Origin of the sequence: Snodgrassella sp. CFCC 13594, assembly GCF_001590725.1 — a bacterium.
In the GTDB taxonomy this organism is placed as follows: Bacteria; Pseudomonadota; Gammaproteobacteria; order Burkholderiales; family Neisseriaceae; genus Snodgrassella.
Genome location: NZ_LQXR01000011.1, coordinates 15,345 through 41,727, shown reverse-complemented (window position 1 = coordinate 41,727; position 26,383 = coordinate 15,345). Strand labels below are relative to the sequence as shown.

At 48.8% G+C, this 26,383-nt stretch carries 23 protein-coding genes and 2 pseudogenes; 12 read left to right on the top strand and 13 right to left on the bottom strand.

The window, feature by feature from the left end; translation table 11 throughout:
- Positions 1-229: 229 nt before the first annotated feature.
- The 4 genes and pseudogenes from proB (at position 230) to lysS (ending at position 5,251) form a co-directional block, all read left to right on the top strand.
- The gene (proB, locus tag A2F46_RS07695) at positions 230-1,396 is read left to right on the top strand and encodes a glutamate 5-kinase (protein WP_066568856.1); all 1,167 of its coding nucleotides are present in this window, start codon (positions 230-232) and stop codon (positions 1,394-1,396) included.
- A gap of 79 nt (positions 1,397-1,475) precedes the next feature.
- Positions 1,476-2,173: pseudogene (gene phoB, locus A2F46_RS07690) on the top strand (phosphate regulon transcriptional regulator PhoB).
- Between the two features lie 24 nt (positions 2,174-2,197).
- Positions 2,198-3,565 (top strand): phosphate regulon sensor histidine kinase PhoR, encoded by a 1,368-nt coding sequence (gene phoR, locus A2F46_RS07685; protein WP_231867748.1) that lies wholly within the window; start codon positions 2,198-2,200, stop codon positions 3,563-3,565.
- Between the two features lie 177 nt (positions 3,566-3,742).
- The gene (gene lysS, locus A2F46_RS07680; RefSeq protein ID WP_066568848.1) at positions 3,743-5,251 is read left to right on the top strand and encodes a lysine--tRNA ligase; all 1,509 of its coding nucleotides are present in this window, start codon (positions 3,743-3,745) and stop codon (positions 5,249-5,251) included.
- A 132-nt stretch (positions 5,252-5,383) separates the two neighbouring features.
- Here lysS and A2F46_RS07675 read toward each other — a convergent pair whose 3' ends face one another.
- Together A2F46_RS07675 and A2F46_RS07670 are read right to left on the bottom strand one after the other, a co-directional pair.
- On the bottom strand, positions 5,384-5,899 hold the full coding sequence (locus A2F46_RS07675) for a hypothetical protein (protein ID WP_156471600.1): 516 nt from the start codon (positions 5,897-5,899) through the stop codon (positions 5,384-5,386).
- A 207-nt stretch (positions 5,900-6,106) separates the two neighbouring features.
- Positions 6,107-6,580 (bottom strand): FxsA family protein, encoded by a 474-nt coding sequence (locus A2F46_RS07670; protein ID WP_066568842.1) that lies wholly within the window; start codon positions 6,578-6,580, stop codon positions 6,107-6,109.
- A 217-nt stretch (positions 6,581-6,797) separates the two neighbouring features.
- Between A2F46_RS07670 and A2F46_RS07665 the strand changes: the two genes are divergently transcribed.
- The gene (locus A2F46_RS07665; protein ID WP_066568841.1) at positions 6,798-7,217 is read left to right on the top strand and encodes a DUF2147 domain-containing protein; all 420 of its coding nucleotides are present in this window, start codon (positions 6,798-6,800) and stop codon (positions 7,215-7,217) included.
- A 148-nt stretch (positions 7,218-7,365) separates the two neighbouring features.
- Entirely contained in the window at positions 7,366-8,058 is a 693-nt protein-coding gene (locus A2F46_RS07660; RefSeq protein WP_231867747.1) for a peptidoglycan DD-metalloendopeptidase family protein, read from the top strand.
- 70 nt (positions 8,059-8,128) lie between these two features.
- Here A2F46_RS07660 and A2F46_RS07655 read toward each other — a convergent pair whose 3' ends face one another.
- The gene (locus A2F46_RS07655; RefSeq protein WP_066568839.1) at positions 8,129-8,905 is read right to left on the bottom strand and encodes an acetoin reductase; all 777 of its coding nucleotides are present in this window, start codon (positions 8,903-8,905) and stop codon (positions 8,129-8,131) included.
- 264 nt (positions 8,906-9,169) lie between these two features.
- Here A2F46_RS07655 and rsmA point away from each other — a divergent pair, with 264 nt between their 5' ends.
- Positions 9,170-10,009, top strand: coding sequence for a 16S rRNA (adenine(1518)-N(6)/adenine(1519)-N(6))-dimethyltransferase RsmA (rsmA, locus tag A2F46_RS07650; RefSeq protein ID WP_066568836.1), 840 nt, complete (start codon positions 9,170-9,172; stop codon positions 10,007-10,009).
- Positions 10,002-10,730 carry an amino acid ABC transporter ATP-binding protein gene (locus tag A2F46_RS07645; protein ID WP_066568832.1) on the top strand — a complete coding sequence of 243 codons (729 nt, stop codon included), beginning with the start codon at positions 10,002-10,004 and terminating at the stop codon, positions 10,728-10,730. Before rsmA ends, A2F46_RS07645 begins: the two co-directional genes overlap by 8 nt.
- A 30-nt stretch (positions 10,731-10,760) precedes the next feature.
- Here A2F46_RS07645 and metF read toward each other — a convergent pair.
- The 7 genes and pseudogenes from metF to def form a co-directional block, all read right to left on the bottom strand.
- Positions 10,761-11,593 (bottom strand): annotated as a pseudogene (gene metF / locus A2F46_RS07640) (methylenetetrahydrofolate reductase [NAD(P)H]).
- A 188-nt stretch (positions 11,594-11,781) separates the two neighbouring features.
- Positions 11,782-13,056: a sigma-54 dependent transcriptional regulator gene (locus A2F46_RS07635; RefSeq protein ID WP_066568831.1), complete on the bottom strand. Its 1,275-nt coding sequence runs from the start codon at positions 13,054-13,056 to the stop codon at positions 11,782-11,784.
- A 2-nt stretch (positions 13,057-13,058) separates the two neighbouring features.
- Positions 13,059-15,149 carry a PAS domain-containing sensor histidine kinase gene (locus A2F46_RS07630; RefSeq protein WP_066568829.1) on the bottom strand — a complete coding sequence of 697 codons (2,091 nt, stop codon included), beginning with the start codon at positions 15,147-15,149 and terminating at the stop codon, positions 13,059-13,061.
- A 13-nt stretch (positions 15,150-15,162) separates the two neighbouring features.
- Positions 15,163-15,759 carry a DUF4390 domain-containing protein gene (locus A2F46_RS07625; RefSeq protein ID WP_066568827.1) on the bottom strand — a complete coding sequence of 199 codons (597 nt, stop codon included), beginning with the start codon at positions 15,757-15,759 and terminating at the stop codon, positions 15,163-15,165.
- A complete protein-coding gene (gene rsmB / locus A2F46_RS07620; RefSeq protein ID WP_066568824.1) occupies positions 15,725-16,975 on the bottom strand; it encodes a 16S rRNA (cytosine(967)-C(5))-methyltransferase RsmB in 1,251 nt (416 codons plus the stop codon). The genes A2F46_RS07625 and rsmB overlap by 35 nt, the downstream gene beginning before the upstream one ends.
- Positions 16,972-17,916 carry a methionyl-tRNA formyltransferase gene (gene fmt / locus A2F46_RS07615; RefSeq protein ID WP_066568822.1) on the bottom strand — a complete coding sequence of 315 codons (945 nt, stop codon included), beginning with the start codon at positions 17,914-17,916 and terminating at the stop codon, positions 16,972-16,974. Before fmt ends, rsmB begins: the two co-directional genes overlap by 4 nt.
- A gap of 40 nt (positions 17,917-17,956) precedes the next feature.
- The gene (def, locus tag A2F46_RS07610) at positions 17,957-18,460 is read right to left on the bottom strand and encodes a peptide deformylase (RefSeq protein ID WP_066568815.1); all 504 of its coding nucleotides are present in this window, start codon (positions 18,458-18,460) and stop codon (positions 17,957-17,959) included.
- Between the two features lie 158 nt (positions 18,461-18,618).
- Between def and A2F46_RS07605 the strand changes: the two genes are divergently transcribed.
- The 3 genes from A2F46_RS07605 (at position 18,619) to cysE (ending at position 22,409) form a co-directional block, all read left to right on the top strand.
- The gene (locus A2F46_RS07605; RefSeq protein WP_066568943.1) at positions 18,619-19,890 is read left to right on the top strand and encodes a LysM peptidoglycan-binding domain-containing protein; all 1,272 of its coding nucleotides are present in this window, start codon (positions 18,619-18,621) and stop codon (positions 19,888-19,890) included.
- Positions 19,891-20,097: 207 nt separating this feature from the next.
- Positions 20,098-21,594 (top strand): ribonuclease G, encoded by a 1,497-nt coding sequence (gene rng, locus A2F46_RS07600; RefSeq protein ID WP_066568811.1) that lies wholly within the window; start codon positions 20,098-20,100, stop codon positions 21,592-21,594.
- A 20-nt stretch (positions 21,595-21,614) separates the two neighbouring features.
- Complete coding sequence (cysE, locus tag A2F46_RS07595) at positions 21,615-22,409, top strand: serine O-acetyltransferase (protein ID WP_066568809.1); 795 nt, start codon at positions 21,615-21,617, stop codon at positions 22,407-22,409.
- A gap of 176 nt (positions 22,410-22,585) precedes the next feature.
- Here cysE and A2F46_RS07590 read toward each other — a convergent pair whose 3' ends face one another.
- The 3 genes from A2F46_RS07590 to A2F46_RS07580 all read right to left on the bottom strand — a co-directional run bounded on the left by A2F46_RS07590 (position 22,586) and on the right by A2F46_RS07580 (position 25,336).
- A complete protein-coding gene (locus tag A2F46_RS07590) occupies positions 22,586-23,608 on the bottom strand; it encodes a quinone-dependent dihydroorotate dehydrogenase (protein ID WP_066568806.1) in 1,023 nt (340 codons plus the stop codon).
- A gap of 70 nt (positions 23,609-23,678) precedes the next feature.
- Positions 23,679-24,644, bottom strand: a complete 966-nt coding sequence (locus A2F46_RS07585; protein ID WP_066568804.1) for a S49 family peptidase — start codon at positions 24,642-24,644, stop codon at positions 23,679-23,681.
- A complete protein-coding gene (locus A2F46_RS07580) occupies positions 24,641-25,336 on the bottom strand; it encodes an HAD-IA family hydrolase (RefSeq protein WP_231867746.1) in 696 nt (231 codons plus the stop codon). The genes A2F46_RS07585 and A2F46_RS07580 overlap by 4 nt, the downstream gene beginning before the upstream one ends.
- A gap of 159 nt (positions 25,337-25,495) precedes the next feature.
- Here A2F46_RS07580 and galU point away from each other — a divergent pair, with 159 nt between their 5' ends.
- Complete coding sequence (galU, locus tag A2F46_RS07575) at positions 25,496-26,374, top strand: UTP--glucose-1-phosphate uridylyltransferase GalU (protein ID WP_066568802.1); 879 nt, start codon at positions 25,496-25,498, stop codon at positions 26,372-26,374.
- Positions 26,375-26,383 lie beyond the last annotated feature (9 nt).

Below are 26,383 nucleotides of genomic sequence, written 5' to 3'. Positions count from 1 at the left end.
CTTTGGGCTGCCTTTTTTATGGCCGATACAAATGCTTATCAAGCGTCAAGTGCTTCGGTACAATGGAGAGAATCAAATTAGCTTCGTGCCGCTCCTGATGGGCGCAATAGGCCTGTCTTGGTGAGGCCCGATGGTTTCTGGATGATGGCAAACCATGTGGTGCCATTGCCCCGATTTTGTATAGCGCGGGTGCGGTCCTTTTTTTCATTTTCAGGCAGCCTGAAATACAATGGATACATACGATTTACGCCAAGCCGATACAGTGGTTATCAAAGTGGGTTCCAGTTTGGTAACCAATGGCGGGCATGGCATTGATGCAGATGCCTTAACCAACTGGGCACAACAAATCGCGGAACTGAAAACCCACGGCATTGATGTGGTGTTTGTTTCCAGCGGCGCCATTGCCGAAGGCGTCAAGCGCCTGGGTTGGCACGCCCGTCCCAAGGCCTTGAATGAGCTTCAGGCAGCCGCTGCGGTGGGGCAAATGGGATTGGCTCAGGCTTATGAAACTGCGTTTCAGCCCCTCAATATTCAAACGGCTCAAATTTTACTGACACATGAAGACCTTAGTCACCGTACCCGTTATTTAAATGCACGCAGCACCATTCGCACGTTGCTGGAAAAGGGCGTGGTACCGATTATCAATGAAAATGATACCGTCACTATTGATGAAATTAAGCTAGGTGACAACGATACATTAGGGGCGTTGGTGACGAATTTAATTGAAGCCGATGCGCTGATTATTCTCACGGATCAACAGGGTTTATTTGATAGTGATCCGCGTACCAATCCCCATGCCAAACTCATCAATGCGATTGCGGCCAATCACCCAGAGCTGGAAAGCATGGCTGGCGGTGCGGGCAGCAGCGTGGGTACGGGTGGTATGTATACCAAAATTCTGGCAGCGAAGCGCGCCGCATTCAGTGGTGCGGCAACGTATATTGCTTCGGGGAAAACCGATAAAGTTTTATTGAGATTGATGCACGGCGAGCCTGTGGGCACTTTGTTGACCCCAGATGAAAACCGGCTCAATGCCCGTAAACAATGGATGGTGGGTCAAATTCAGCTTTCAGGCAGCCTGATGGTGGATGAAGGTGCCGTGCAAGCTTTATTTAAACGCCATTCCAGTTTGCTGCCCATCGGTTGTGTGGCGGTGGATGGTCATTTTGATCGAGGTGCGCTGGTGGCGGTGCGCAATGTTGATGGTGTGGAGGTGGCCCGCGGTTTGGTCAATTACAGCAGCCGCGAAGTGCAAAAATTATTGCGTCAGCCTTCTCACCAAATCGAGCATTTGTTGGGTTATGTGGCCGAAGATGAATTGATTCACCGTGACAATATGGTGCTGCGGCGCAGTAATCTGCGCAAGCTGATGTCTTCTGTACCAGTAAGCAGTTGATGCTGTGCATGTCATGGTGCTGTCACACAATTCCTTTAAGCTGTCACGATACCTTCATTTGATTTCGTAGGAGCAAGTTATGGCGGCAGTGACTGTTTTGGTGGTTGAAGATGAAGAGTCGATTCTCACTTTGATTCGGTTCACCTTAGAGCAGGCTGGTTTTCATGTGGACTGCGCCACCAGTGTTGAGCAAGCAAAGCCTTTGTTGTCGGCTAAATTACCTGATGTGGTGTTGTTGGATTGGATGCTGCCCGGTACGTCAGGTGTGCAGTTTGCCAAGGTATTGCGCCAAGATGAGCGTACGCGGGACTTACCCATTATTCTCTTGACTGCCCGTGGGGAAGACGGTGATAAAGAACAAGGCCTCAACCAAGGCGCTGACGACTACATCACCAAACCGTTTTCACCGCGCGAGCTAATTGCACGAATCAATGCGTTGCTACGCCGCCGCGCACCGCAAAAAACCAGTACGCTGTTGGATGTGCAAGGCTTGGTTTTGGACCCAGCCGAGCAGCGGGTAACGGCGCAGGGCAAACCCGTGGCCTTTGGGCTACTGAATTTAAATTGCTGCATTTTTTTATGACCCACCAAGACCGCGTTTATAGTCGGCGACAATTGCTGGATTTGGTTTGGGGTGACCATGTGTTTGTGGAAGAGCGTACAGTAGACGTACACATTCGCCGCTTGCGCCGAGGTTTAGAAGCCGTGAATTTTGCCCATTTGGTTCAAACAGTACGCGGCGCTGGCTACCGCTTTTCACAGAAGGAATCGGCCTGATGCAGGCTGCCTGAATACTGAATCATGATGAACGATTTCCGCCAACATGTTTATTTTGTGCTGGCCACAGTGCTGGTGACCGCGGTGGCTACCTATTTATTAGGTGGCACTTTGGTCATGTTGGTGAGTTTAGATGCGTTGCTGTTTGCTTGGTTGATTGGCTACTGGGTGCATCTGGGTAAACTGGCACAATGGTTGGAAAGCCCAAAATTGCGTAATGTGCCTACCGGCATCGGTATTTGGGAGCATGTTTTCAAGACCCTAATGCAGCAGGCTAAGAGTCGCAAAAAACGCAAACAAAAACTGGGTATGGCACTGCAGCGCTTTAATAATGCCGCCGAGGCGATGCCTAATGGGGTGGTGATTTTGGGCAAAGATGGCCGGGTGCAGTGGCTCAATACACTGGCGGCAAAGCACCTTCATCTTGATATCACCATCGACGCCAATGGCATTTTGCCTAACTTGATTCGCGCACCGGAGTTCCATCATTTATTGGGTATCCCTTTAACCGAGCCCGTGAGCATTAAATTGGCGATGAGCGACCAATCTGGCTTGCCGCAAACGCTTAATGTGATACGAGCACCGTTTGAGGATCAAGCTGATTTATTGATCACTCAAGACATCACCGCTGCTGAACAGCTTAATGTGATGCGTACCGCTTTTGTGGCCAATGTGTCGCATGAATTGCGCACGCCGCTGACCGTCATCAATGGTTTTTTGGAAACCATGGCCGATATGCCTGATTTACCCCAGGCACAGCAACAACAATTCATTACCTTGATGCGCAAAGAAGGCGAGCGCATGCATCAATTATTGGCAGATTTACTCACGCTTTCGCGCTTAGAAAGCCATGAGTCAGAAGCGGTGCACCATGAGCCACTTTGTTTATCCGCTTTGGTGCGTCAATTGCTGCAGGAGGCACAATCGCTCTCGAAGCAACAACATGAATGGCATAGCGACATAGCTGATGATGTTTGGGTCGAAGGCGTGCAGTTGGATCTATACAATGCATTGAGTAATCTGGTATTCAATGCAGTGCGTTACACGCAAGCCGGCGGTCATATTACCGTTAGCCTGAGTGGAAATCTTGCGGTGCAGAGCCCGCAAGCCATATTCAGCGTGCGCGATACTGGGCCTGGCATCGCCCCGGAACACATTCCCCATTTGACGGAACGATTTTATCGTGTTGATCCAAGCCGATCACGACAAAGTGGTGGCACCGGTTTGGGATTGGCCATCACCAAACATGCTTTGGCGGAACACAAAGGCGTGTTGCGCATTGAGAGCGAAGTCGGTGTGGGCAGTGTGTTTACCGCATTGTTGCCGCAAATTCCGCCCCCTATCGATGAGGGTGTGTCAGAGGCAAGGCCGCCGGCGTCGGTGCTGCCTTGAGTGGCGCGCAAGCACTTGAAGCTTAAGAGATGCGGTGGCGGGTGCGGAAAAAGCCAAATTGACTTAAAATACGCTTAATTTTATCGGTTAAACAGCATTGATCGATGTTAATCAGGCAATCCATTGAATTCAGGCAGCCTTAGGGCTGCCTGAAAAGCGTGTTAAGGAAATAAAACCATGAGCGAAGAGCACAATCAGCAAGCCGTAGTGCTGGATGAAAACCAAATTATGGCGCTGCGCCGTGAAAAATTGGCCGACCTGCGTAGCAAGGGTGTGGCCTTTCCCAACGACTTCCGTCGTGATGCATTTGCGGGGGATTTGCATCACGATTATGAAGCACTGAGCAAAGAAGAATTGGCAGAAAAAGCATTGCCGGTGAAAGTGGCTGGTCGCATGATGCTCAAGCGCACCATGGGTAAAGCCAGCTTTGCCACGATTCAGGATATGAGTGGGCAAATTCAGTTGTATATCAATAATCAAGGCATAGGTGAAGAAGCCCACAATGAATTTAAGCATTGGGATTTGGGCGATATTGTCGGCGCCGAAGGTGAATTGATGAAAACCAACCATGGTGAATTGACTGTGCGGGTATCTCAAATTCGGTTGCTGTCTAAATCATTGCGCCCGCTGCCTGATAAATTTCATGGTCTCAATGACCAAGAGCAGAAATACCGCCAGCGCTATGTGGATTTGATTACCAACTCGCATACCCGTGACACATTCATGAAACGCAGCCGCATTATTCAAGCCATTCGCAATGTGATGGTGGGCAACCGCTACTTGGAAGTGGAGACGCCGATGATGCACCCCATTCCCGGTGGTGCAACAGCCAAGCCCTTTGTTACCCATCACAATACTTTGGATATGGATTTGTATTTGCGTGTGGCGCCAGAACTGTATTTGAAGCGCTTGGTGGTGGGTGGCTTGGAACGCGTGTTTGAAATCAACCGTAATTTCCGCAATGAGGGCATGAGTACACGGCACAACCCAGAATTTACCATGATGGAATTCTATGAAGCCTATGGTGATTATCAGCGTATGATGGATATGACAGAAACTGTGATCCGCACTGCGGCAATAGAGGCCAATGGCAGCGCTGTGGTTAGTTATAACGGACAAGAAGTGGATTTAAGTCAGCCTTTTGCGCGGTTCACTATTTTACAAGCCATCCAACATTTCAATCCGCAGTATACCGAAGCGCAGTTGCAAGATGAGCATTGGTTAAAGACAGAGATCCAGCGTTTACACGGCAGCTTGCCCGCTGCCCCTGGTGTCGGCAGCCTGCAGTTGGCTTTATTTGAAGAGTGTGCTGAAGCCAAGCTGTGGCAACCTACTTTCATTATTGATTACCCAGTGGAGGTTTCTCCGTTGGCACGTGCATCTGATACCCAACCCGGTCTAACTGAGCGGTTTGAATTGTTCGTAGTGGGGCGTGAGCTCGCCAATGGCTATTCTGAGTTAAATGATCCAGAAGACCAATCTGCCCGCTTCAAAGCACAAGTGGCGCAATTAGATGCTGGTGATGATGAAGCTATGCATTATGATGCAGACTACATCCGAGCCATGGAATATGGACTGCCGCCGACGGGTGGTTGCGGTATTGGTATCGACCGATTGGTGATGTTGTTGACCGATGCGCCTTCCATACGGGATGTGATTTTGTTTCCACAAATGCGGCCAGAGTAGAGTTTTTTGTCTCTCCAAGACTGCCTAGGCGTTCCTAGGCAGTTTTTTTATAGATTGCGTATCCGAGATGCAGATATGTCAAAGGAAAGAACCGTTAGGACGAAACGGATGTACTGTGTTATCAGGGTTGGGTCAGAAAAAATATTGGCCAGAAACTACATAAAAAACCGTTTCTGCAAGCAACAGCAAAGCAATCATAATGGCTGCAATGTGCATCGTCAGCATGATTTTTTGCTGATGCATTGTCCATATCCTCGCGCTGTAATGCAATAATGTTTTATGCGCATTAAGATGGTAAGCGCCGACTACCACGATGAGCGGTATTTGGCTAATAAGAATCCATAAAAAATGGATTACCGCCATGGCAAAAACAGTGTGCATTTTGGCAGCGATGACAATCACAGCATAGAAGGTTGGATCACTTAAAGCAGACAAAGCCAACAGCAAAGCCGCTGAGACACACTGCCATGTGCTGGCAAGGGTTTTTCTGGGTGGTTTATCGGGTTTTGGGTGGGTTCGTTGTACAAAATGAGTGGTCAGCCAAGCAATAATGACAATGATAATAATGAGGTTCAATATGGCCCATAAAGGGCTCAAATGGTCTGGAATAAATGCTTGCAGAAAATCAATGGCGGTCTGGCCCATCATTGAAAGTGCAACACCTAAGAATGTGGTTCCCAATAAAAATACAAGGGTGAAAAGAAATATTTTGGATCGGGTTGTGCCCACCGCAATGGCCGAGGCAACCATTATCGCCGCCACTGGATCAAGACCAAGGAGTCCCAATCCAATTATATTCACCAGTAATTGCATCCGAGTTTATGTGAAAAATTTAAATTATGTTGATAAGAAGTATTACAGCTTGGTTGAAGAATCAGGCGGTAGGTTTTTGATGGTTTTCTGATTGGCCGTATGACTTGTACGGCCATTTTTGACCTCATACTCCCCCTCAATAATATCGCCATGTTCGTTTTTTCGGCCAAAGTGAGATGAGTTGCTGGCTGCTATTGGTTTTCCTTTCAGCGGCAGCAGTAACATCAGCGCTACGGCATCAGAGCAGAAGCCAGGACTCATCAGCAGTAAGGCGGCGACGGTGTAGCGAATTGGCCAAAGTAGTTGATATAAAGATGTGCTTTCGCCGCTGCGTAGTGTCGCACCTGCCATGAGCACACCCGAGAATCCAACATTGCGGAGCATTACTATCCCAGCAATGAAGCTCAACAGCATCAGTAATAAAGTAGGCCCGCCACCAATCCAATCGGTCATCATCACAATAGACACAATTTCCAATGCAATCAGTAAGACGAATATCCAGCCGAAATGGCGCATGGGATTTCCTTAATTAACTTTGTTGGTTTAAATGGTCGCATTTCCGGGAATTTCAATCAAAATAAGCGTCAAAGCAAGTAAAGCACGAGGTTGAGTAGATACAATAGAATGGTTATTCTAAAAAAATAATGGGCATGGCCTACGATTTATTTTATCTTAAATAAACAGGTTGCTGTATTGGCCTGAGAATACGAAAAAAATTAATAAAGGAGAAAGTATGAAAAAATTACTTGTGGCGCTATTGGCCTTGTCGGCCGGGGCTGCGTTTGCCGATGGCATCGTGGGTAAATGGCGTACGGTGGACGATGAAACCAAAAAGCCCAAAGCGATTATCAGCATTACTGAATCTGGCGGTACCTACTCAGGGCGTATTGTGGGCTTAATGCCGGGCGTAGACGCCAATTGCGGTGAATGCAGTGGTGCGCAAAAAGGCAAACCGCTGGTGGGGCAGACAGTGTTGCGTGGTTTGAAAGCAGAGGGTGGAGAATATGTGGGTGGTAAGATCACCGATCCTAAGTCTGGGAAAGTGTACAGTGCTAAGGCTAAAATAGTCGATGGCGGCAAAACATTGCAGGTTCGGGGTTATCTAGGTGTTTCTGTTTTAGGTCGCACCCAAACATGGTCTCGTGTTCCATAGTCGAGGATGCCGTAAAATAACGTAAAGCAGGTGCACTTGGCGCCTGCTTTACTGTCTGGTTTAGGGTTAATGAGATAAATTTGACCCTATGAACCGTTTACACGATTTTTTTCGATATTGCATTGAGATTTTTTCCAAGCCGGGATTGGTGTTAATTGTTTTGAGCCTATCGGCTTGTGCCAGTTCTTCTTCAAGTGGTGCACAAAATGGGCGTGTCCCCAGTGGTTATTACCGAGTCCAAGCAGGCGATAATTTGTATCGAATCGGTTTGCGCCACGGACAATCAGTAATAGCATTACAGCGTCTGAATGGTTTGTCGAATCCGCACGAAATTGAGGTGGGGCAGCTGATTCGTGTTCGTGGCGGGACACAGAGCAAACCATCTCGTGTTAGCAAAGCTACCACCGCTGTGCCAACGGATCATCGCCGTTCATCTGGTTTGTCTTCAGTGAAGCACTATCCAACGCCTGTTGTACCCAGTATCGCACTACAATGGCCAGTGCGAGGCGCTATTTTACGTGCATACAATGGCACGACACAAAAAGGCATTGATATTGGCGGTGCTCGTGGCGTGCCTATTAAAGCGGCTGCAGCGGGGACGGTGTTGTATGCTGGAGATGAGTTGCGCGGTTACGGGCGGTTGATTTTGCTCCAGCACAGCAGCAGTACCATGACAGCCTATGCGCACAACGATTCATTGCTGGTACGCAAAGGACAGCGTGTGACGGCGGGACAATCCATTGCGACTATGGGCGATTCGGGTACAGAAGGTGTAAAGCTTCATTTTGAAGTGCGAGTGAATGGTAAAGCGGTTAACCCAACTCGGTATTTGCCACAATAACTTCTTTTTACAATCAAGTTTGCCTGAAACAAAAAAAGCAGACCGAAGTCTGCTTTTTTTGTTTCAGTTATTAGCGCAACACGATGCCACCATCAATCATGATGGATTGACCCGTCATGTAATCTGAATCAGGAGAGGCCAAGTAGTGAACAAAGTCAGCCACATCTTTGGCTTCTTGTGGACGCCCTAACGCGATGGCTGATGAGAATTTGGCAAAGGCTTCACCCGGTTTGGTGCCCAAATATTTGCCCATTTCCGCGTCAATACGATCCCACATTTTGGTAGCAGCCACGCCTGGGCAATAAGCATTTACGGTGATTTGGTGGCGAGCCAGTTCTTTGGCGGCCGTTTGGGTGAAGGAGCGCACTGCATGCTTGGTGGCGCAATACACGCCCAAAAATTCATATGATTCATGCCCTGCGATACTGCACGCATTAATGATTTTACCACCGTGGCCTTGCTTGATCATTTGTTCTGAGGCTGCCTGAATACCATAAACTGTGCCATAAACATTAATAGCAAATACTTTTTCCAAATCTGGTTCGCGGACTTTATCCAAAGGCATAACGTCTTCCACACCAGCATTATTGATGAATACATCCACTTGGCCGAAAGCAGCCACGGCATGAGCCACTAACGCAAATTGATCATCACGCTTAGCCACGTTGCCTGCAAATGAAGTGGCTGTAAAGCCATTGTTTTTGAATTCTTTTTCAGTGGCAGCTAGTTTTTCAGCATTAATGTCTGAAAGTACGATACGGAAACCATCATGAGCCAAACGCTCGGCAATCGCTTTGCCCAAGCCGTCGGCAGAACCAGTAATCACAGCTACTTTTGCATTAGACATATTCCATCTCCTTGAGTGGTGTTGATAATTAAAGAAGGTGTTTAAGAATTCTTTTCAGATTACACCGTTTGCCCTGTTGGGCGGGATAAAATGACACCATTATTGATGCAAGGCAAGCATCGTTATTTTACGGGGAAATACCTCGGCAGAGACCGATTTAATTTAATCTTGCTGTGTTTGACCTGATTTCATGGTTGCCTTAATCGGATTAAGTCTATGAAAGTAGATACAGTGTTTTATAATGAGTAAAACCAAGGAAAACGCATGAATGGACACCGCGCCCGTAAACGATTTGGGCAGAATTTTCTTCAAGATACACGCATTATTCAGGATATTGTGCGCGCAGTGAATCCGCAGCCGGAAGATGTGGTCATCGAAATTGGTCCGGGATTGGCTGCGATCACCGAGCCGTTGGCTGCTAAGCTCAAGCAATTGCATGTGATTGAAATCGACCGCGATATTGTGGCCCGCTTAAAAAAATTACCTTTTGCTGAGAAATTGGTCATTCATGCAGGCGATGTATTGCAGTTTGACTTTGCTACAGTGGCTGGCAAGAAAAAAATTGTGGGCAACTTGCCTTACAATATTTCGACCCCGCTGCTGTTTCGCTTTGCAGACCATGTTGATGACATCATTGATATGCATTTTATGCTACAAAAAGAAGTGGTCGAACGCATGATAGCGGCGCCGAAAACCAATGATTATGGCCGCTTAAGTGTGATGTTGCAGTATTTCTTTGAGATGGAGTGTCTATTGGATGTGCCGCCGGAGTCGTTTAGCCCGGCGCCGAAGGTTGATTCTGCGGTGGTGCGCATGATTCCCCAACCTGGGCGAATTGGTTGGGCGGATGATTTTGAGCATTTTGCAGCATTGGTAAAACAAGCTTTTGCGCAACGCCGCAAAACCATTCGTAATAATCTCAAACATGAAGCCGATGATGCACAGCTACTGGCTGTGGGTATCCAGCCTCAGGATAGACCGGAACACATTGCCCCTGAATTGTATGTGGCATTGAGCAATAAATTATTGCACAATGCCACTCAGAATGAATCAGATATGAATGGATCAATGGATGGACAACGCGACCAACACAAACATGATTGAGTTTAAAGATGTGCATAAATGGTTTAAAGATTTGCATGTGATTAATGATGTCAATCTAACGGTTAAACAGGGCGAGGTGGTGGTGGTTTGCGGCCCTTCTGGCAGTGGTAAGTCTACGTTGATACGCACAGTCAATCAGCTGGAAAGCATTCAGCAAGGTGAAATTTGGGTTGATGGCATGAATGTAGCTGATCCCAAAGCAGATCTCAATAAAATTCGTACCGAAGTTGGGTTTGTATTCCAACACTTTAATTTGTATCCGCATTTGAGTGTGATTGAAAACATCACGTTGTCACCCATGAAGGTAAAAAAACTGAGCCGAGCTGATGCCGAAACCAAAGCGATGGAGCTGCTAAACCGGGTAGGGTTGGCACACAAGCGCGATGCTTATCCGCAGCAGTTGTCTGGTGGTCAGCAGCAGCGGGTGGCCATAGCACGCGGGTTGGCCATGCAGCCACGAGTGATGCTGTTTGATGAACCCACTTCAGCGCTCGACCCAGAGATGATTGGTGAGGTATTGAAAGTTATGAAAGATTTGGCTTTCAGTGGTATGACTATGATGGTGGTCACGCATGAGATGGGTTTTGCGCGTGAGGTGGCCGATCGGGTGGTGTTTATTGATCAAGGGCAGATTGTCGAACAAGCAACCCCTGAAGAATTTTTCTTGCGACCACAACATGAGCGGGCACAGCAATTTCTCAAACAACTGCTGACCCATTGATGTGAAAAAATCGGATTCAGGCAGCCTGTTTTAGTAGCCCAAACGCTGGCATATGGTGGACACCAAGCCAGCTTGATTTAATGTATAAAAATGCAAGCTGGGGGCGCCTTGTTGCAATAAGCGCTCGCACATTTGTGTTACCACATCCAAGCCCAAAGCCTTGATGGATGCGGTGTCATCGGCATAGGCTTGCAATTTCAAACGTAGCCAGCGCGGAATTTCGGCACCACAGGTTTCTGAAAATCGGGCCAGTTTAGAGAAGCTGGCGATGGGCATAATGCCTGGGATGATGGGGATGTTGATACCTCGGCTTTGCACTTCATCCACAAACCAGAAATAGCTGTCTGCATTGAAGAAATATTGCGTAATGGCTGAGCTGGCTCCAGCTTGGCATTTGCGCACGAAGTGGTTAATGTCATCTTCGGAGCTGCGCGCCTGAGGGTGAAATTCGGGGTAAGCCGCTACTTCAATGTGGAACCAGTCGCCAAAATCTTCGCGTATCAGCGAAACCAGCTCATTGGCATAATGCAGACCCTGATTGTTCAGGCCTACCCCAGAAGGCACGTCACCGCGCAAGGCCACCACATGGCGGATACCCATGTCTTTGTAGGTGTGTAGGAGGTCACTCATTTCTTCGCGATTCGCGCCAATGCAAGCCAAGTGGGGAGCTGCAGCGATGCCATCTGCCATAATGTCGCTTACTGTCTGGAGTGTGCCTTCGCGGGTGGCCCCCCCGGCTCCATATGTACAGGAAAAATAATCTGGTTTGAATTGACTGAGTTGCTTTCGGGTAATGGCCAGCTTGCGCCGCCTTCATCAGTGCGGGTAGGAAAAAATTCGAAGCTCAATGGCGTGAAACTCATGATGGCTGCCTGAAAGAAAAATTTCATTCACCATAGCGGGTAGATTCCGATTTATCAATGAGTTAATCTACTTTTGTATTGAAAAATACGCGGGTCGCCATGAAAAATATTAATAATAAATGATTTTCAATACATTCTCGTAAGCCATGAGCGGTATCAGAAAGGGTAATCTATATCGCCAATATCGTTTATTTGTCGCTTTGCCGGCGTGAGAATTGAATGCCCAATTGCTTGAGTTTTCGATACAGATGAGTGCGCTCTAAGCCGACTTTTTGAGCAACTTTGCTCATGTTGTGACCTTCTTGCGCAATGTGGTATTCAAAGTAACGGCGTTCCAGCTCTTCACGCAATTCCCGCAGTGGCATGTCAAAATTGAGGCCAGCCACGGTTTCAGTGTGTTGGCGACCATGAGTAAATTGCCCCAAAATAGCATTTACCGCGTCAACATCCACTTCATTGTTGTCGGTCGTCATCACCAAGCTTTTGACCACACTGCGCAATTGCTCTAAATTCCCGGGCCAGTCGTATTGTCGCAGTGCGTTGAGCGCAGCAGTGGTAAATTTAACCAGAGGCGATTTTTGGCTTTCCGCCAATTCAGTTGCGATTTGCTCTACCAAAAACACCATGTCGTCTAATTGGTTGCGTAATGGCGGAATTGTGATCATCATCGCTGATAAAGTATTCAGCAGTTTGGCATCTTGATTTGTGTCGGTGAGCATGTCTTGTAGTGGGCGGCTGCATGCACAAACGATGCGCACATTGTGCCGATCAGCTTTAGTGAGCATGAACCCAACGCCTTGCTGGATGCTTTTGCTGTATTGCGCAATGTCGCCTAAGAATAAAACACCATTGGCTGATTTTTGCAGCAGCTCCATGGGCGCGTCTACTATTTGCTCCACTTTGGAAGGTTCAGTCCAAGGCAAGTTATTTTTGTGAAAATAACGCGCTACCAGTTCGAATGGGGATCCAGTTTCACCTGTGAGCAAGACTGGAGTAGTCATTTTGGCGGCTCGCTCTAATTGCAGATTTAATTCTTTAATGGATGGGCTGTGGCCCAGCTTGTCTAATGATAAATTGGATGCTGCCTGCATCTGCCCATATTTCAATGCTCGATCCACGGTACTAAGTAATTTTTGTAGGGAAATGGGTTTTTCGAGAAAATCCAATGCGCCGATCTTGGTGGCCTCTACAGCAGTATCAATACTGGCGTGGCCGCTCATCATGACTACGGGCATGGTCAATTGGCCGGATTTGGCCCATTCTTTAAGTAGCGTAATGCCGTCACAGTCTGGCATCCAGATATCTAAGAGCACCATGGCCGGGCGTGTTTGTTGGCGCAGCTGGCGTGCTGCATCGGCATCTTCAGCCACCGTGACGGTATAGCCTTCATCTTGCAGAATTTCCGACAATAAGTCGCGGATGCCCACCTCATCATCGACAATCAGAATGTCACTGCTGCGCATGTCTAGTCTTTCAATAAAGGTAATGTTATTTTGACACAAGCGCCATGAGGTTCTTGATTGCTGATCTGAACCCGGCCGCCATGCTCTTCAATGATTTTTTTCACCACCGGCAAACCCAGTCCCGTTCCCCCCGCTTTATCAGTGACATAAGGATCAAATGCATGCAGAAGCATTTCTTTACTGAATCCTTTGCCATTATTACAAACATAAAATACGGTCTGTCCGTTGTGCCCTTGCGTGGTAACCGTGATGTGTGGTGTTTTTTCGGTTGTAGCAGCCTCAACAGCATTTTTGAAAATATTATGGATTACTTGCCGCAACGCACCGCTGTCTGCCTGTATCGGCAAGGGTATCTTACTTAAATTAATGACAAATGTACAATGGCTGCCTTCATATAGAATCAGGATTTCGCGGATTAGCTCATTCAAATCCAAAGGTGCTAATTTGAGTGCTGGGGCTTTGGCGTAATTGCGAAATGCCTCTACCATGTCTTTCATTGCCGCAACTTGGCGAATAATGGTGTCGGTGGCGCGTTGGAGTATGCGTGCATCGTGCTCATCTAATTTATCCGACAATTTCCATGCTAAGCGTTCTGCAGACAATTGAATGGGTGTAAGCGGATTGCGGATTTCATGGGCCAATCTCTGAGCCACTTCCCCCCATGCGGCTTCCTTTTGCGCCCTGACCAGTGCCGTTACGTCATCGAACACCAGAACTGTGCCAGCGCCGCTGTCTTCCGGCAATGGTGTGGCCTTGCCCAATAAAATCAATGTTTCGTCTTTGTGGTTATAGCTAAGCTGGGCCGGTTTGGTCTGATACTCGGTGGCCAAGATGGCATTGAATACCTCGCTGAGCATTTCGGCTTGAGGGGTATGATCAGCGAGGTGACTGATGCTTTGCCCAGCCAGACGACTCAAATCTTGTCCTAAAATCGCTTCGGCCATTTGATTGTGGGTTTTCAGGCAGCCTTTTGTATCTAAAGTGACCACGCCGGTAGTCAGGCTATTGAGGATGTGTTCCAAGTAATGGCGGGCAGCAGTCTGTTGTTCATTGGAAATGCGCAGCTGGGCTGTCATGTGGTTAAACAATTCTGTCAACTTACCCAGTTCATCTTTGCGGTAGACCGTGGATTGCGCCCGTAGATCGCCCTTCGCCACTGCCCGCGCACCTTCGGCCAGCGATAAAATGGGTGCCACAAAGCGGCGAGCGAAATACAAGGCGACTAAGAGTGCCAGCACTATGGCCAGCAAAGTGGCCATCAATAAGGTAGCCAAGAAAAATGTTTGTAGGCCTTGTTTTGCGTAACTGAGTTCTGCATATTTGGCGCGCGCTGCTTCAATTAATGTGGCATCAGTGGCGACTTTAGTTGGAATGGGTTGCCTGAAAAACAAAGCGTGGTTGTCACCATGATGGTCAGGTAGAACCAGCCAGCCTTGTGCATAGAGCACGTTATTCACGTTTTCCAGTTCCCGAGCCGAGCCCGTTTCCCGCACTGATTGCATTTGTTCTGCGGTGATGGGCGGCAATGGCAGGTGTTGTGGATTATAGTCGGCAAGTCGCTGCTGCTTCTTTAAATCGATGATGCTCAACTGGGTGAACGATTTGATTTGCGTGTCGGCTTGGCGCAATGCTTCTTTCGGGTGCTCAAGAGCATTATCGGCAATCATTTGAATTTGAATGGCGGTGGCGCGGCGAACACTGTTGTCTACGGCGTAGTCGAGCGCCGATTTGCTGAGACTCAAACTGCGGTTCAGCGCTTCGGCTGTATCGTTGCCAAACCAAGAATGAATGCTGTGGGAGATAAATTGGGCTGACACACCAAACAAAAACAGCCCAGGTAATACTGCCACCAAGGTAAACATGGAGGCCAATCTCAGCGCAATTTTGGAACCAAATTCTTGTCTGCGCCGACTCTGCAGCAACTGCCACCAATATTTGCCCGCCATGACTGTTAATGCCACCAGCAATAAAGAACCAAAGGCGAATGCCCACCAGAAATATTCAGACAAGGCATTGGTGTTGCCGGTGGCCACCGCCAAAACATACAACGTCACTACACACAATACCGCTATGACCAGCAAGAATCGCCGCATCCTATGCCTTCCTTTATTCCGGTGTAATGGCCAGCCTGCGCCAACCAGAATCCAGCTGCCAGTTGCGCGATGTTAGCGCATTGATTTGAAAAGGTCGCGGTAGTTGCCCGATGCTTAAGGATAAACGAACATCGGCTTGGATATCATGGATGCTGGTGTCTTTTAATGTACCGCTATTCAAAACCTTCCAATTGGCAACTGCACCCACGGCTTTCAATGCAGTGTCTAGACTATTATATTCAGTGGAGAATGTGCCCATGCTGACGCGATAACGGCTGGTGAGTGGATGATAGGCCAGTTTGTATTGGATCAGGTTGTCGCCGCCGACAAGGTTGTTGATGCGTGTGCGGTAGGCGGCAATTGTAGGGGAGGTCAGTTGATAGTTTAAATCAAAATGCAGGGGCACACCTTTTTGCAGCGCTTGTTTGAGCTGGTCTGGCAGTTGGGTATTGAAGCGAGTGTTGATGCTGAGTTGACCGTTGTTGGTGACCAAAGCTTGGGCGCGCGTGGCGCTGATGCCTTCAGCCCAAGCTAAAGAAGTAAGCAGCATTAGCATGCATGCCAGGAATGCAGAGCTAAATTTTGTCGATAAGCGCGTAAAAAAAGCCATCTTGGGTGCCATTGGGTAATAAAACGTGATGTTCGCGTACATGCGCATCGTCATGTCGCTGTAAAAAAGCCTGCATTTGTTGCTGATTTTCTTCGGCAAACAACGAGCATGTGGCCAATAGCATGCGGCCCTTCGGTTTTAGCGTGGTCCACAATGTGTCTAAGAGACTGTGCTGCTGTGCGGCGGTTTGCAGCGCATCTTGTGGCCGGCGTAACCATTTGATGTCAGGGTGGCGTTTAATCACGCCAGAGGCTGTGCATGGGACATCGGCCAAAATGGCATCAAAGGCTTGCCCATCATACCATGAGTGAATATCTTCTGCGGGTGCGCAAAATAGCTGTGCGTGAAAATTCAAACGGTGTAGGTTGGCTTTAACCCGCTGCAAACGAGTAGGCTCTATATCCAACGCTGTGACCTGACAGTCTGCCCATTCCAATATATGCCCAGTTTTGCCGCCGGGGGCTGCGCAAGCATCTAGGATACGCTCACCCTTTTGTGGATTGAGTAATGGAATGGCTTGCTGTGCACCAAAATCTTGTACAGATACCCAGCCTTCATTGAATCCGGGCAGTTTTTGTACTGATATGGGCTCTGTCAGTACTAAGGCGTAATCCGTCATGACTTTGCCATCCATACCGGCTGCATGCAGTAGGCCCAAGTAGCTTTGGGCTGTGTGGTGGCGGCGATTGATGCGCAGTGTCATGGGTGGGTGCATCACACTTGCAGCAGCAATGTTTTGCCAATGCTTGGGATGCTGTTGCTGTAGGCACATTAACCACCAGTGCGGGAGGTTAAAACGGGCTTGTGTGTGCTTTTGGGCTGCCTGAATCAAATGTACGCGTTCACGCAGAAAGCGCCGCAATACGGCATTGACCAAATTTTTAAAACGCCCACCGGCTATCTTGGCGGCTCTGTCAACGGTTTCATTGACCACAGCATGCACGGCATTGCGGGTGAATTGTAATTGGTATAAAGCCACCAGCAATAATTCCCGTATTTCTGCTGGTGGGGTTGAGACCATATCATTGAGTAGCTGCTGTAATAAACCATAATAGCGCAGGCAGCCATAAGTCATGTCTTGTAATGCACCCCGTTCCGTTGCAGATAACTCGGGATGGGTTGCCCACAATTCGTTGAATACATCCGTTAAATTGCGGCCCCGTAACACAGCGCCCACGCAAGTCGTGGCCCAGTATTGGGCTGTGGCCATGCTCATGATGGTTGTCCGATGCCCAGAAACTGACCGGGTGTGATGGTGTTGCCATTGAGGAATGCCACCGCAGGCATGGCCTTGCTGCCCGCTGGTTGGATAGTGTGCAAAGACAAAGCGGCATCGCCGCAGGCCACAATCAGTTCGTGAGCGTCAGCCTTTAATATGCTGCCGGGCATGCCGCTGCCTACCACAATCTGAGCTTGCCATATTTTTAGTGGTTTGCCTTGCCACCAAGTCCAAGCGCCAGGTGCTGGGTTGAATGCGCGAATTTGGCGTGCCAATACTTCAGCTGGTTTTTGCCAATCGAGCAATGCTTCGGCTTTATTGAGTTTGGCCGCATATGTGATGCCTTCGTGGGATTGCGGGGTACGGGTGAGAGTTTGCAAGTGTTGCAAATCTGCAACAATAGCTTGAGCGCCCATCTGCATCAATGCATTGTGGACATCGGCCGACGTATCGGTGGGGGCGATAGCATAAACATGGCGACTGATGACGTCACCTGTGTCTAAGCCTTCATCCATTTGCATGATGCATACACCAGTTTGAGTATCGCCTGCTTCAATGGCGCGTTCAATGGGGGCGGCACCACGCCAGCGTGGCAATAAGGAGGCATGGATGTTTAAGCAGCCTTGTTTGGGCAGTGATAGAACCGCCGCTGGCAACAACAAACCATAGGCTGCCACAACCATTACATCCGCATCTTGTGCGGCAATCAGTGCCTGAATTTCCGCTGATTTTAGGCTGGTGGGTTGAGCCACAGGGATGCCCAATTTTTCTGCCAATTGTTTGACGGGGCTGGCTTGGCGTTTCATGCCTCTGCCTTTGGGCCTGTCTGGCTGTGTTAACACCAAACTGATGGTTATGCCCGCATCGTGGATAGCGGCTAAGGCCGAGGCGGCAAAGGTCGGGGTGCCGGCAAAAATGATCTTGGGAAGTGGTGTCATGGTAAACTTTAAAAAGGGTTTCAGGCAGCCTATATCGGCTTTATAGGGCTTCGCGAGCGCGCTTTTTCAATTTGGCTTTAATCCGAGTCTGTTTGAGCGAAGATAAATACTCCACAAACACTTTCCCCATGAGGTGGTCGAGCTCGTGTTGAATACAAATGGCCAACAAACCATCTGCATCTAAAGTAAATGGCTTGCCCTGTTCATCAAAAGCCTCAACGGTAATTTTTTCGGCTCGGTGTACGGTTTCGTAAATACCGGGTACGGACAAGCAACCTTCTTCATATGTGGTGTCGCCTTCCTTGTGTGTAATGGTGGGGTTGATGAAAACTCTTAATTCATCCTGATTTTCCGATAAATCCATCACCACAACGCGCTCATGCACGTTGATTTGTGTAGCAGCCAAGCCAATGCCCCGCGCTTCGTACATGGTTTCTGCCATGTCTTTGACGAGGGTGCGAATGCGTTCATCAATCTTTGCCACAGGTTGGGCAACAGTATGTAAACGTTCGTCTGGATATTGTAAAATGTTCAATAAAGCCATAATCGCGTATATTTCCAAGCTGATGTTGTTTTTAAATAATGGCAATTTGTTGCTTTTAAAGTCCCAAAGTTTGGGCGCTAAGCAGAATTGCTCTATTATTAATATTGATTTGGAATGTTAATTAAAAAATATTTATTGTTAAGGGTGCTTATATGCAAATGCATAAACACATTATAACCGCGCTGTGTGCGCTTGGCGTGGCGATGTCATCTTCGGCGATGGCCGCCAAACTGAAATTGCGTCCAGATGCACCCGCTGAGTATGTGGTGCGCAGCGGTGACACGTTGTGGGGAATTTCTGGCAAATATTTATATAGTCCTTGGAATTGGTCGAAATTATGGGGCGCGAATCGCGGCCAGATCCGTAATCCGCAGCGTATTTATCCAGGGCAAGTATTGGTGTTGCGTTATGTCAATGGTGAACCACGTTTGGGATTAGGCGCACGCAGTGGTGGTATTCCTACCATCAAGCTCACTCCAAAAATCCATGATTTATCGACAGGTTATGGCATCAATACTTTGGATGTGAATTTTTATCGCATGTTTATGCAGCATCCCCAAGTAATTAATCAATTGGAAACACAGAATGCGCCCAAGCTCGTGGCAGGGCCTGATAATCGTGTTTTATTCTCGCTAGGGGAGCGTGTGTATGCTGATCGCCAGTTGGCACCGGGTAAATATTTAATTTACCGCCCTACACAGGATATTTTGGATCCGGATACGAAAAAATATTTGGGTCAGCAGGTGGTGTTTAGTGGTGAAGCTGCCACTTTGGCGGGTGCGAACACGGCGCTGGCCAGCCGCAGCGCGGCCGATGGTCAGCAATTGCCAGGTGATGAATACTACACCCGCGTGCATCCATTATTAAAAGTGCCCACGGAAACGGCACAGCCATTGGTGATTACCGAAGCCATTTCGGAAATCCGCAATGGTGACCGGTTGTTGCAAATCACCGATGAAAAAGATCCTTTCCAAATGATGCCACATGCGCCAGAGGCGGTCATTAACGCCAAAATTGTGGCCATTATGGATGGCATTGAAGAGGCGGGACCTTATCAAACAATTACGCTGAATAAAGGCAGTGTGGATGGGTTGGATAAGGGATCGGTGTTGAGCTTGTATAAAAAAAGTCGCCAAGTCAAAACCGATGTACCGCAAGGCAATGACGGCAAACGCACGGTGATGAAATACCTGAGCATTCCAGCAGAAGAGGTGGCATTGGCCATGGTTTATCGCGTGAGTGATCATTTGGCTTCTGCGGTAATTGTGGATGCACGTAGGAATGTTACGATTGGTGATCTGGCGATGAATCCTGGTCATGATTTGGATGATGTGAATCAAGATCGTGAGCACGCGCCCAATGTGCCGCAAGATCCGCATGAAGCGCCCAATCATCAATATGATGCGCATTCCAATATCGATATTTATTGATGCACAACTGGGTTAAATAATGGCCCGAGAAGGCCATTATTTAAAGCAGCTTCAGGCTGCCTGAATCTTTCAGGCAGCCTATTTTTGTCAGTGGCAGCCTTTCCGCGGCTGCGTTATGATGCGCAATTGGCTTGTAAACAGATGGCTTTGGCCAGTCTCCTTCATGGGGATTGACCAAAGAAATTTGTTAAATTGGATTGATTATTTATGCACGACACAGACATTCCTTTGCCTAAGGATGTGGTGCGCCCGCCGGAAACGGTGTTGGTTAACATCACGCCACAAGAAACCCGTGTGGCGATTTTAGAAGAAAATACGGTCTACGAAATTCACATCGAACGCAATAGCGGGCATGGTTTGGTGGGCAATATTTATTTGGGGGTGGTTAAGCGGGTGCTGCCCGGCATGCAAAGTGCGTTTATCGACATTGGGCTGGAGCGCGCGGCATTTTTACACATTGTTGATGTGCTGGAGCAGCGCCAAAAACCGGAACAAACCCAACGTATTGAACACATGCTGTTTGAGGGTCAAGCCATTTTGGTGCAGGTGATTAAAGACCCAATCAATGCCAAAGGTGCGCGACTATCAACGCAAATTTCATTGGCGGGGCGGTTTTTGGTGCATTTGCCTCAAGACGAACACATTGGCATCTCGCAACGTATTGAAGATGAAGAAGAGCGCAATCAGTTGCGCGAGCGTTTGGCACAGCTGTTGCCTGAAAATGCGTGTCATGGTTACATCATCCGCACCAGCGCGGAGAATGCCAGTGACGCTGAATTGCAAGCTGACATCGATTATTTGACCAAACTTTGGCAAAACATTCAGCAACAAGCCAAAACCAGTACCCCTGAAAACATGCTGTATCAGGATTTGCCACTCAGCTTACGGGTATTGCGCGATATGTACAGTGACAATACACGCCGCGTATTGGTCGATTCTAAAGCCAATTTTGAAAATATGCGTGCGTTTGCCAGCCAGTATGTCCAAAGTGCGGTGCCGAAATTGGAGCTGTTTCAAGGTGAGCGGCCTTTATTTGAAGCGCATGATATTGAAGCTGAAATCAATCAAGCGCTGCAGCCGCGCGTGAATCTCAATTTTGGTGGTTATTTGATTATTGAGCCCACCGAAGCAATGACCACTATCGATGTGAATACGGGTGGCTTTGTGGGTGCCCGCAATTTTGATGAGACCATTTTCAAAACCAACTTGGAAGCCTGTCACACCATCGCGCGTGAATTGCGGTTGCGTAATTTGGGCGGCATCATCATCGTTGATTTCATTGATATGGCCCACGAAGAACACCGCCAAGCGGTGTTGCAGGAGTTGGCCAAAGCGCTGGCATATGATCGTACCCGTGTAACCCTCAATGGCTTTACCAGCTTGGGCTTGGTGGAACTAACGCGCAAACGAACCCGTGAAAATCTCAACCAGATTTTGTGCGAGCCTTGTGCAACCTGTCATGGGCGCGGCCGCTTGAAAACGGCCCAAACAGTGTGCTATGAAATTCAGCGCGAAATCGTGCGTGAATCGCGCCGCTTTGAGGCAGCCAGCTTCCGTATTTTGGCGGCCCCTGCCGTAATTGATTTGTTTTTGGATGAGGAATCTCAGTCGCTGGCCATGTTGGTGGATTTTATTGGCAAGCCCATCTCATTGGCAGTGGAAACCAGCTACACGCAAGAACAATATGATGTGGTGTTATTGTGACACCCAAGAGCGAGACCCTCATGAATATGTTGAACCATACCCAGGCAGAAACACTGTGGCTGACCATCCGCGAAGAAACTGAATTGGCGGTACGCAATGAACCGATGCTGGCCAGCTTTTTGCATTTGACAGTACTGCGCCATAAGAATTTCGCGCGCATGCTGGCGTTTCACTTGTCGAGTAAAATGGCCAGTGCAGTGATGGACACACGGGCATTGTTTGAAATTTATCTGGAGGTTTTGCGCGAGGATCCGCGCATCATCCAAGCGGCGATGGCGGATATCGTGGCCTATTACGAACGTGATCCGGCCTGCGACGCCTACTCGCTACCTTTGTTGTATTACAAAGGTTTTCACGCTATTCAAACACACCGTATTAATCACTGGCTCTGGGTTCAGGAGCGCAAAACGTTGGCTTATTTTCTCCAGAATCGGGCATCGGAAGTTTTTGGGGTGGACATTCACCCAGCGGCGCGTTTGGGGCACGGCATCATGATTGATCATGGTACTGGCGTGGTGATTGGTGAAACGGCTGTATTGGGTAATGACATTTCCTTGCTGCATGGTGTGACTTTGGGTGGCTCAGGCAAGGAATCGGGCGATCGACACCCCAAAATCAGTGATGGCGTCATGATTGGTGCGAATGCATCGGTATTGGGCAATATCCGCATCCATACCTGCGCCAAAATCGGCGCAGGCAGTGTGGTGGTGATGGATGTGCCGGCACACAGTACTGTGGTGGGCGTGCCTGCCAAAGTGGTGGGGCAAGCGGCCACGGAGCAGAGTCCTGCTCAGGACATGGATCAACGCATTTAAGCCAAATCATGTTTGGTTTGTTTGGCCCGCTTCGTTTTCTGCTTTATGGGCTGATGAGATACCATGATGATCGTATTATCAGCACGTGATATTGATCTCTGGTTTTATGTCAGGGGCTGCCTGAATGTATTTGGCAGCCCTTTTTATTGGTGCGCCGAAACCAGCGTCATGGCCTGCTAGGCCGCGCGGGCACTGGCGCGAATGCATTCATGTATGAGGTTGGTGCCATGAAACACCAATCCGGAATAAATTTGTACAGCGGTGGCGCCCAAGCCCAGTTTCTGTGCGGCGTCTGCGCCACACACAATGCCACCCACCCCAATGAGTGGAATCTTTCCTTCCAACATCGTGGATAACTGAGTCAACACATGGTTACTGGGGTCGCGTACCGGTCGGCCCGATAGACCGCCTGCTTCCTGTGCTAAGGGGTGGGGGCCTAAAGCCGATTTATTGATGGTGGTGTTGGTGGCAATGATGCCATCGATTTCGGTATGGCGTGCAACGTGTGCCACGTCAGCAATTTGAGTGTCATCTAAATCCGGGGCAATTTTGACTGCGATGGGCACATAGCGACCATATTGAGCATGCAATTGGGCTTGCTTGTTTTTCAGGTAACCCAATAACGCGCTGAGTTCGTCTTGGCTTTGTAGTGCACGCAAATTTTTGGTATTGGGCGAAGAAATGTTGACGGTAATGTAGCTGGCGTAGGGGTAGGCCTTTTCTAATCCAATCAAATAATCTTGTGCGGCTTCTTCAATGGGGGTGGTGGCATTTTTGCCGATGTTGATACCCAAAATACCTCGGTATTGGCTTTTTTCTACGTTATTGAGTAAGGCATCAATGCCATCGTTGTTAAACCCCATGCGGTTGATAATCGCTTCTTGTTCTGGTAGTCGGAATAAACGCGGTTTGGCGTTGCCTGGTTGCGGCTTGGGTGTGACCGTGCCTACTTCAATGAAACCAAAGCCGAGTGTGGCCAAAGCATCAATATAGGCACCATTCTTGTCTAAACCTGCCGCCAAGCCCACCGCATTGGGCAAAGTCAGCCCCATTAGAGAAACGGGCGCCCCAGTGGGTGCCGTTGGCTGGATGGCATTGAGCAACCCGCTTCGGTAGGCCCATTGCAGGCTTTGTAAGGTTAAGTGGTGCGCTCGTTCGGCATCCAAGCGAAATAGCCAGGGTTTGATGAGTTGATACATAACTTTCTCCCGCGCATCCTTCTGAAGGATGGGTTGGTGTATTCAGGCAGCCCAATAATCAGCGAATTCTTTACCAAGGTTTCTCTGCTAAGCCTTGCAAACCCTGTTGCACTTCACTACCCAAGCGTCGACTTAGCCGCTTACTGATGCCTTCATCGGGCGTATAGTCCACCAGCTCAGGCGCTTTAATGACATCGCGCGAAACGCTATAAACATTGCCGAAATCATCAATCAGTCCCACTTTTTTCGCTTCGGTACCCGTATAAACCCGGCCGCTGAATACATCTGGGTGATCACCATCATGAAGGCGATTGCCTCGTCCTTGTTTGACAGAAGCAATGAATTTTTGATGAATATCCTGCAACATGTCTTGCCAAATCTGTGTTTGTGCTGCCGTTTCTGGTGTGAATGGATCGCCCATGTCTTTGTTGCTTCCGGCTATTTTGATGCGTCGCTTAACGCCCAGTTTGTCCATAAGCCCGGTGAAATCAAAGCTGCTGCCAATCACGCCGATGCTGCCGACTAAGCTAGATGGATCGGCATAAATTTTGTCGGCGGCGCTGGCAATGTAATAACAGCCCGAAGCGCACATGTCTTCCGCCACCACATACAAGGGGATGGTGCGATGTAGCGCTTTGAGTCGGCGGATTTCCTCAAAAGCGATATTGGAGATGACCGGTGAACCACCTGGGCTGTTTGCACGAATGATGATGCCTTTGACATTGGGGTTGCCATACGCCGTTTCCAGTGCATCACGCAGCATATCGGCTTGGTTTTGGTCGCTGTCGATGGTGCCAGATAAGTTAATCACTGCAGTGTGTGCTTTAGCGGCGCCCAGTTCGCGTTTGCCGCTCGTGAGGGTAAATAACACCATGGCAATAAGCAATAGCCACAGCAAGCGGCCGACCCAGCGCCAGATGCGGCTACGTCGCTGCTCCCGATACACTTCCAGCAGCAGTTTTTCAAGCATGCTTCTTTCCCAAGATACCTGCTCGGTTGGGGTAGCTGCATGGGATTCATTGGTATTGATTTTCATGAGTGTGGTGCCGTCGGGTTTGTGTTGTGGGTGGGTTGAGATAAGCCTAGCCATTGGGCTAAGTCGGTGATGCCGCTGAGCATCGTCAAATGCGGCGCGGTTTGTAATGTGGCCTTATCGTGCGCGCCTGTGGTAACGGCCACGGCATCCGCACCGGCATTGGCAGCCATCAGCAAGTCGTGGGTTGTGTCGCCCACCACCAATACATCACGAGGATATAAACCGAACTCTTCACACAGGGATAACACCATGTCAGGATTGGGTTTGGGCGCGCACTCATCAACGGTGCGGGTGCTTAAAAAGAAAGGGGCTGCCGCAGTTTCGTCTAGCGCTTTGGTGAGCCCTTGTCGGGCTTTGCCGGTGGCGATGCCGAGCCAAAAGTGTTGTTTCAATTCAGGCAGCCAAGTTCTCGCTTCTGTAAACAATTGAGTGCGGTTATCCGGACTCAAATAACGTTGCCGGTAATAATACACCAATGCGTCAATTTGTTTTTCAGTGGCGCTGGGGGCGGTTCGGCGTAGGGCTTCACGCAGATTGAGGCCAATGACTTGATGAGCGGCGTGTGGGTTCCAATCCGGCAGCCCGACTTGTTGGTGGGCGTAGTACATGGCATCGACAATTTGGCCGATGGAGTCAGCGAGGGTGCCGTCCCAATCGAAAATCAAGGCTTGGTAGGTTTTGGTGATGTGCATAAATAAATGAAGTTATGTATAAGGGGCATTCAGGTTGTCTGCCGCGCAAAAAAATGGCGAGCATGGCATAATACTCAGCAGTTTAATGGCTGCATGACCATTTTTTGTTTTATGAGTCTGTTTGTTTAATAATGCTATTTTAATTCGAGTACCGCTACGATGAAAGCAGTGATTCCAGTTGCCGGGTTGGGCACGCGTATGTTGCCGGCTACCAAAGCCATTCCCAAAGAGATGCTCTGTATTGCCGATAAACCATTGATCCAATATATAGTTGGTGAGTGTGTGGCGGCTGGTATTAAAGAAATTGTGTTGGTGACCCACTCATCCAAAAGCGCCATTGAAAATCATTTTGATGCGGCTTTTGAGTTAGAAAGCATGCTTGCTGAAAAAGGCAAAATGGCGCTTTTGGATGAGGTGCGTCAAATTTGTCCGCCAGATGTTCGTTTGGTGCACGTGCGCCAAGGACAGGCCAAAGGATTAGGGCATGCGGTATTGTGCGCCCAGCCAGTGGTAGGTGAAGAGGCGTTTGCGGTATTGCTGCCGGATGTGTTGATTGATGAAGTCAGTTGCCATTTGAATCGCGATAATCTGGCGGCTATGATGCAGCATTATCAGAGCACACACCACAGCCAGATTATGGTGGAAGCTGTACCTATGGCGGATGTCAGTAAGTACGGTGTGGTGGATTGTGGTGGGTTGGTCGTAGCGCCTGGCGAAAGTGTGCCTATGCATGCTATTGTGGAAAAGCCAGCACAAGAACAAGCCCCATCTAATTTGGCGGTGGTGGGTCGGTATGTATTGTCGCCAGCTATTTGGGCTTGCTTAGCTGAAACCCCGAAAGGTGCCGGCAATGAAATCCAGCTCACGGATGCCATAGCCGCACTAATGCAGAAAGAAACGGTGGATGCATTTGCCATGACTGGGTATTCGCACGATTGCGGTGATAAATTGGGGTATATGAAAGCCTTTGTCACCTACAGTAAACGCCATCCTGTTTGGGGTGCAGCATTTTCAGCTTGGTTGGATAATCAATCCTAATTGGGTGGT

What these genes read in the sequence shown, in the direction of transcription:
- A2F46_RS07645 (WP_066568832.1), top strand. Translation starts at nt 10,002, where the DNA reads ATGATTGAGTTTAAAGATGTGCATAAATGGTTTAAAGATTTGCATGTG.
- A2F46_RS07625 (WP_066568827.1), bottom strand. Translation starts at nt 15,759, where the DNA reads ATGGCTTTTTTTACGCGCTTATCGACAAAATTTAGCTCTGCATTCCTG.
- proB (WP_066568856.1), top strand. Translation starts at nt 230, where the DNA reads ATGGATACATACGATTTACGCCAAGCCGATACAGTGGTTATCAAAGTG.
- A2F46_RS07590 (WP_066568806.1), bottom strand. Translation starts at nt 23,608, where the DNA reads ATGTATCAACTCATCAAACCCTGGCTATTTCGCTTGGATGCCGAACGA.
- A2F46_RS07630 (WP_066568829.1), bottom strand. Translation starts at nt 15,149, where the DNA reads ATGCGGCGATTCTTGCTGGTCATAGCGGTATTGTGTGTAGTGACGTTG.
- A2F46_RS07670 (WP_066568842.1), bottom strand. Translation starts at nt 6,580, where the DNA reads ATGCGCCATTTCGGCTGGATATTCGTCTTACTGATTGCATTGGAAATT.
- phoR (WP_231867748.1), top strand. Translation starts at nt 2,198, where the DNA reads ATGATGAACGATTTCCGCCAACATGTTTATTTTGTGCTGGCCACAGTG.
- rsmB (WP_066568824.1), bottom strand. Translation starts at nt 16,975, where the DNA reads ATGAGCATGGCCACAGCCCAATACTGGGCCACGACTTGCGTGGGCGCT.
- A2F46_RS07585 (WP_066568804.1), bottom strand. Translation starts at nt 24,644, where the DNA reads ATGAAAATCAATACCAATGAATCCCATGCAGCTACCCCAACCGAGCAG.
- rsmA (WP_066568836.1), top strand. Translation starts at nt 9,170, where the DNA reads ATGAATGGACACCGCGCCCGTAAACGATTTGGGCAGAATTTTCTTCAA.
- fmt (WP_066568822.1), bottom strand. Translation starts at nt 17,916, where the DNA reads ATGACACCACTTCCCAAGATCATTTTTGCCGGCACCCCGACCTTTGCC.
- A2F46_RS07675 (WP_156471600.1), bottom strand. Translation starts at nt 5,899, where the DNA reads ATGATGGGCCAGACCGCCATTGATTTTCTGCAAGCATTTATTCCAGAC.
- A2F46_RS07605 (WP_066568943.1), top strand. Translation starts at nt 18,619, where the DNA reads ATGCATAAACACATTATAACCGCGCTGTGTGCGCTTGGCGTGGCGATG.
- galU (WP_066568802.1), top strand. Translation starts at nt 25,496, where the DNA reads ATGAAAGCAGTGATTCCAGTTGCCGGGTTGGGCACGCGTATGTTGCCG.
- rng (WP_066568811.1), top strand. Translation starts at nt 20,098, where the DNA reads ATGCACGACACAGACATTCCTTTGCCTAAGGATGTGGTGCGCCCGCCG.
- lysS (WP_066568848.1), top strand. Translation starts at nt 3,743, where the DNA reads ATGAGCGAAGAGCACAATCAGCAAGCCGTAGTGCTGGATGAAAACCAA.
- A2F46_RS07665 (WP_066568841.1), top strand. Translation starts at nt 6,798, where the DNA reads ATGAAAAAATTACTTGTGGCGCTATTGGCCTTGTCGGCCGGGGCTGCG.
- A2F46_RS07580 (WP_231867746.1), bottom strand. Translation starts at nt 25,336, where the DNA reads ATGCACATCACCAAAACCTACCAAGCCTTGATTTTCGATTGGGACGGC.
- cysE (WP_066568809.1), top strand. Translation starts at nt 21,615, where the DNA reads ATGAATATGTTGAACCATACCCAGGCAGAAACACTGTGGCTGACCATC.
- A2F46_RS07655 (WP_066568839.1), bottom strand. Translation starts at nt 8,905, where the DNA reads ATGTCTAATGCAAAAGTAGCTGTGATTACTGGTTCTGCCGACGGCTTG.
- def (WP_066568815.1), bottom strand. Translation starts at nt 18,460, where the DNA reads ATGGCTTTATTGAACATTTTACAATATCCAGACGAACGTTTACATACT.
- A2F46_RS07635 (WP_066568831.1), bottom strand. Translation starts at nt 13,056, where the DNA reads ATGCGCAGCAGTGACATTCTGATTGTCGATGATGAGGTGGGCATCCGC.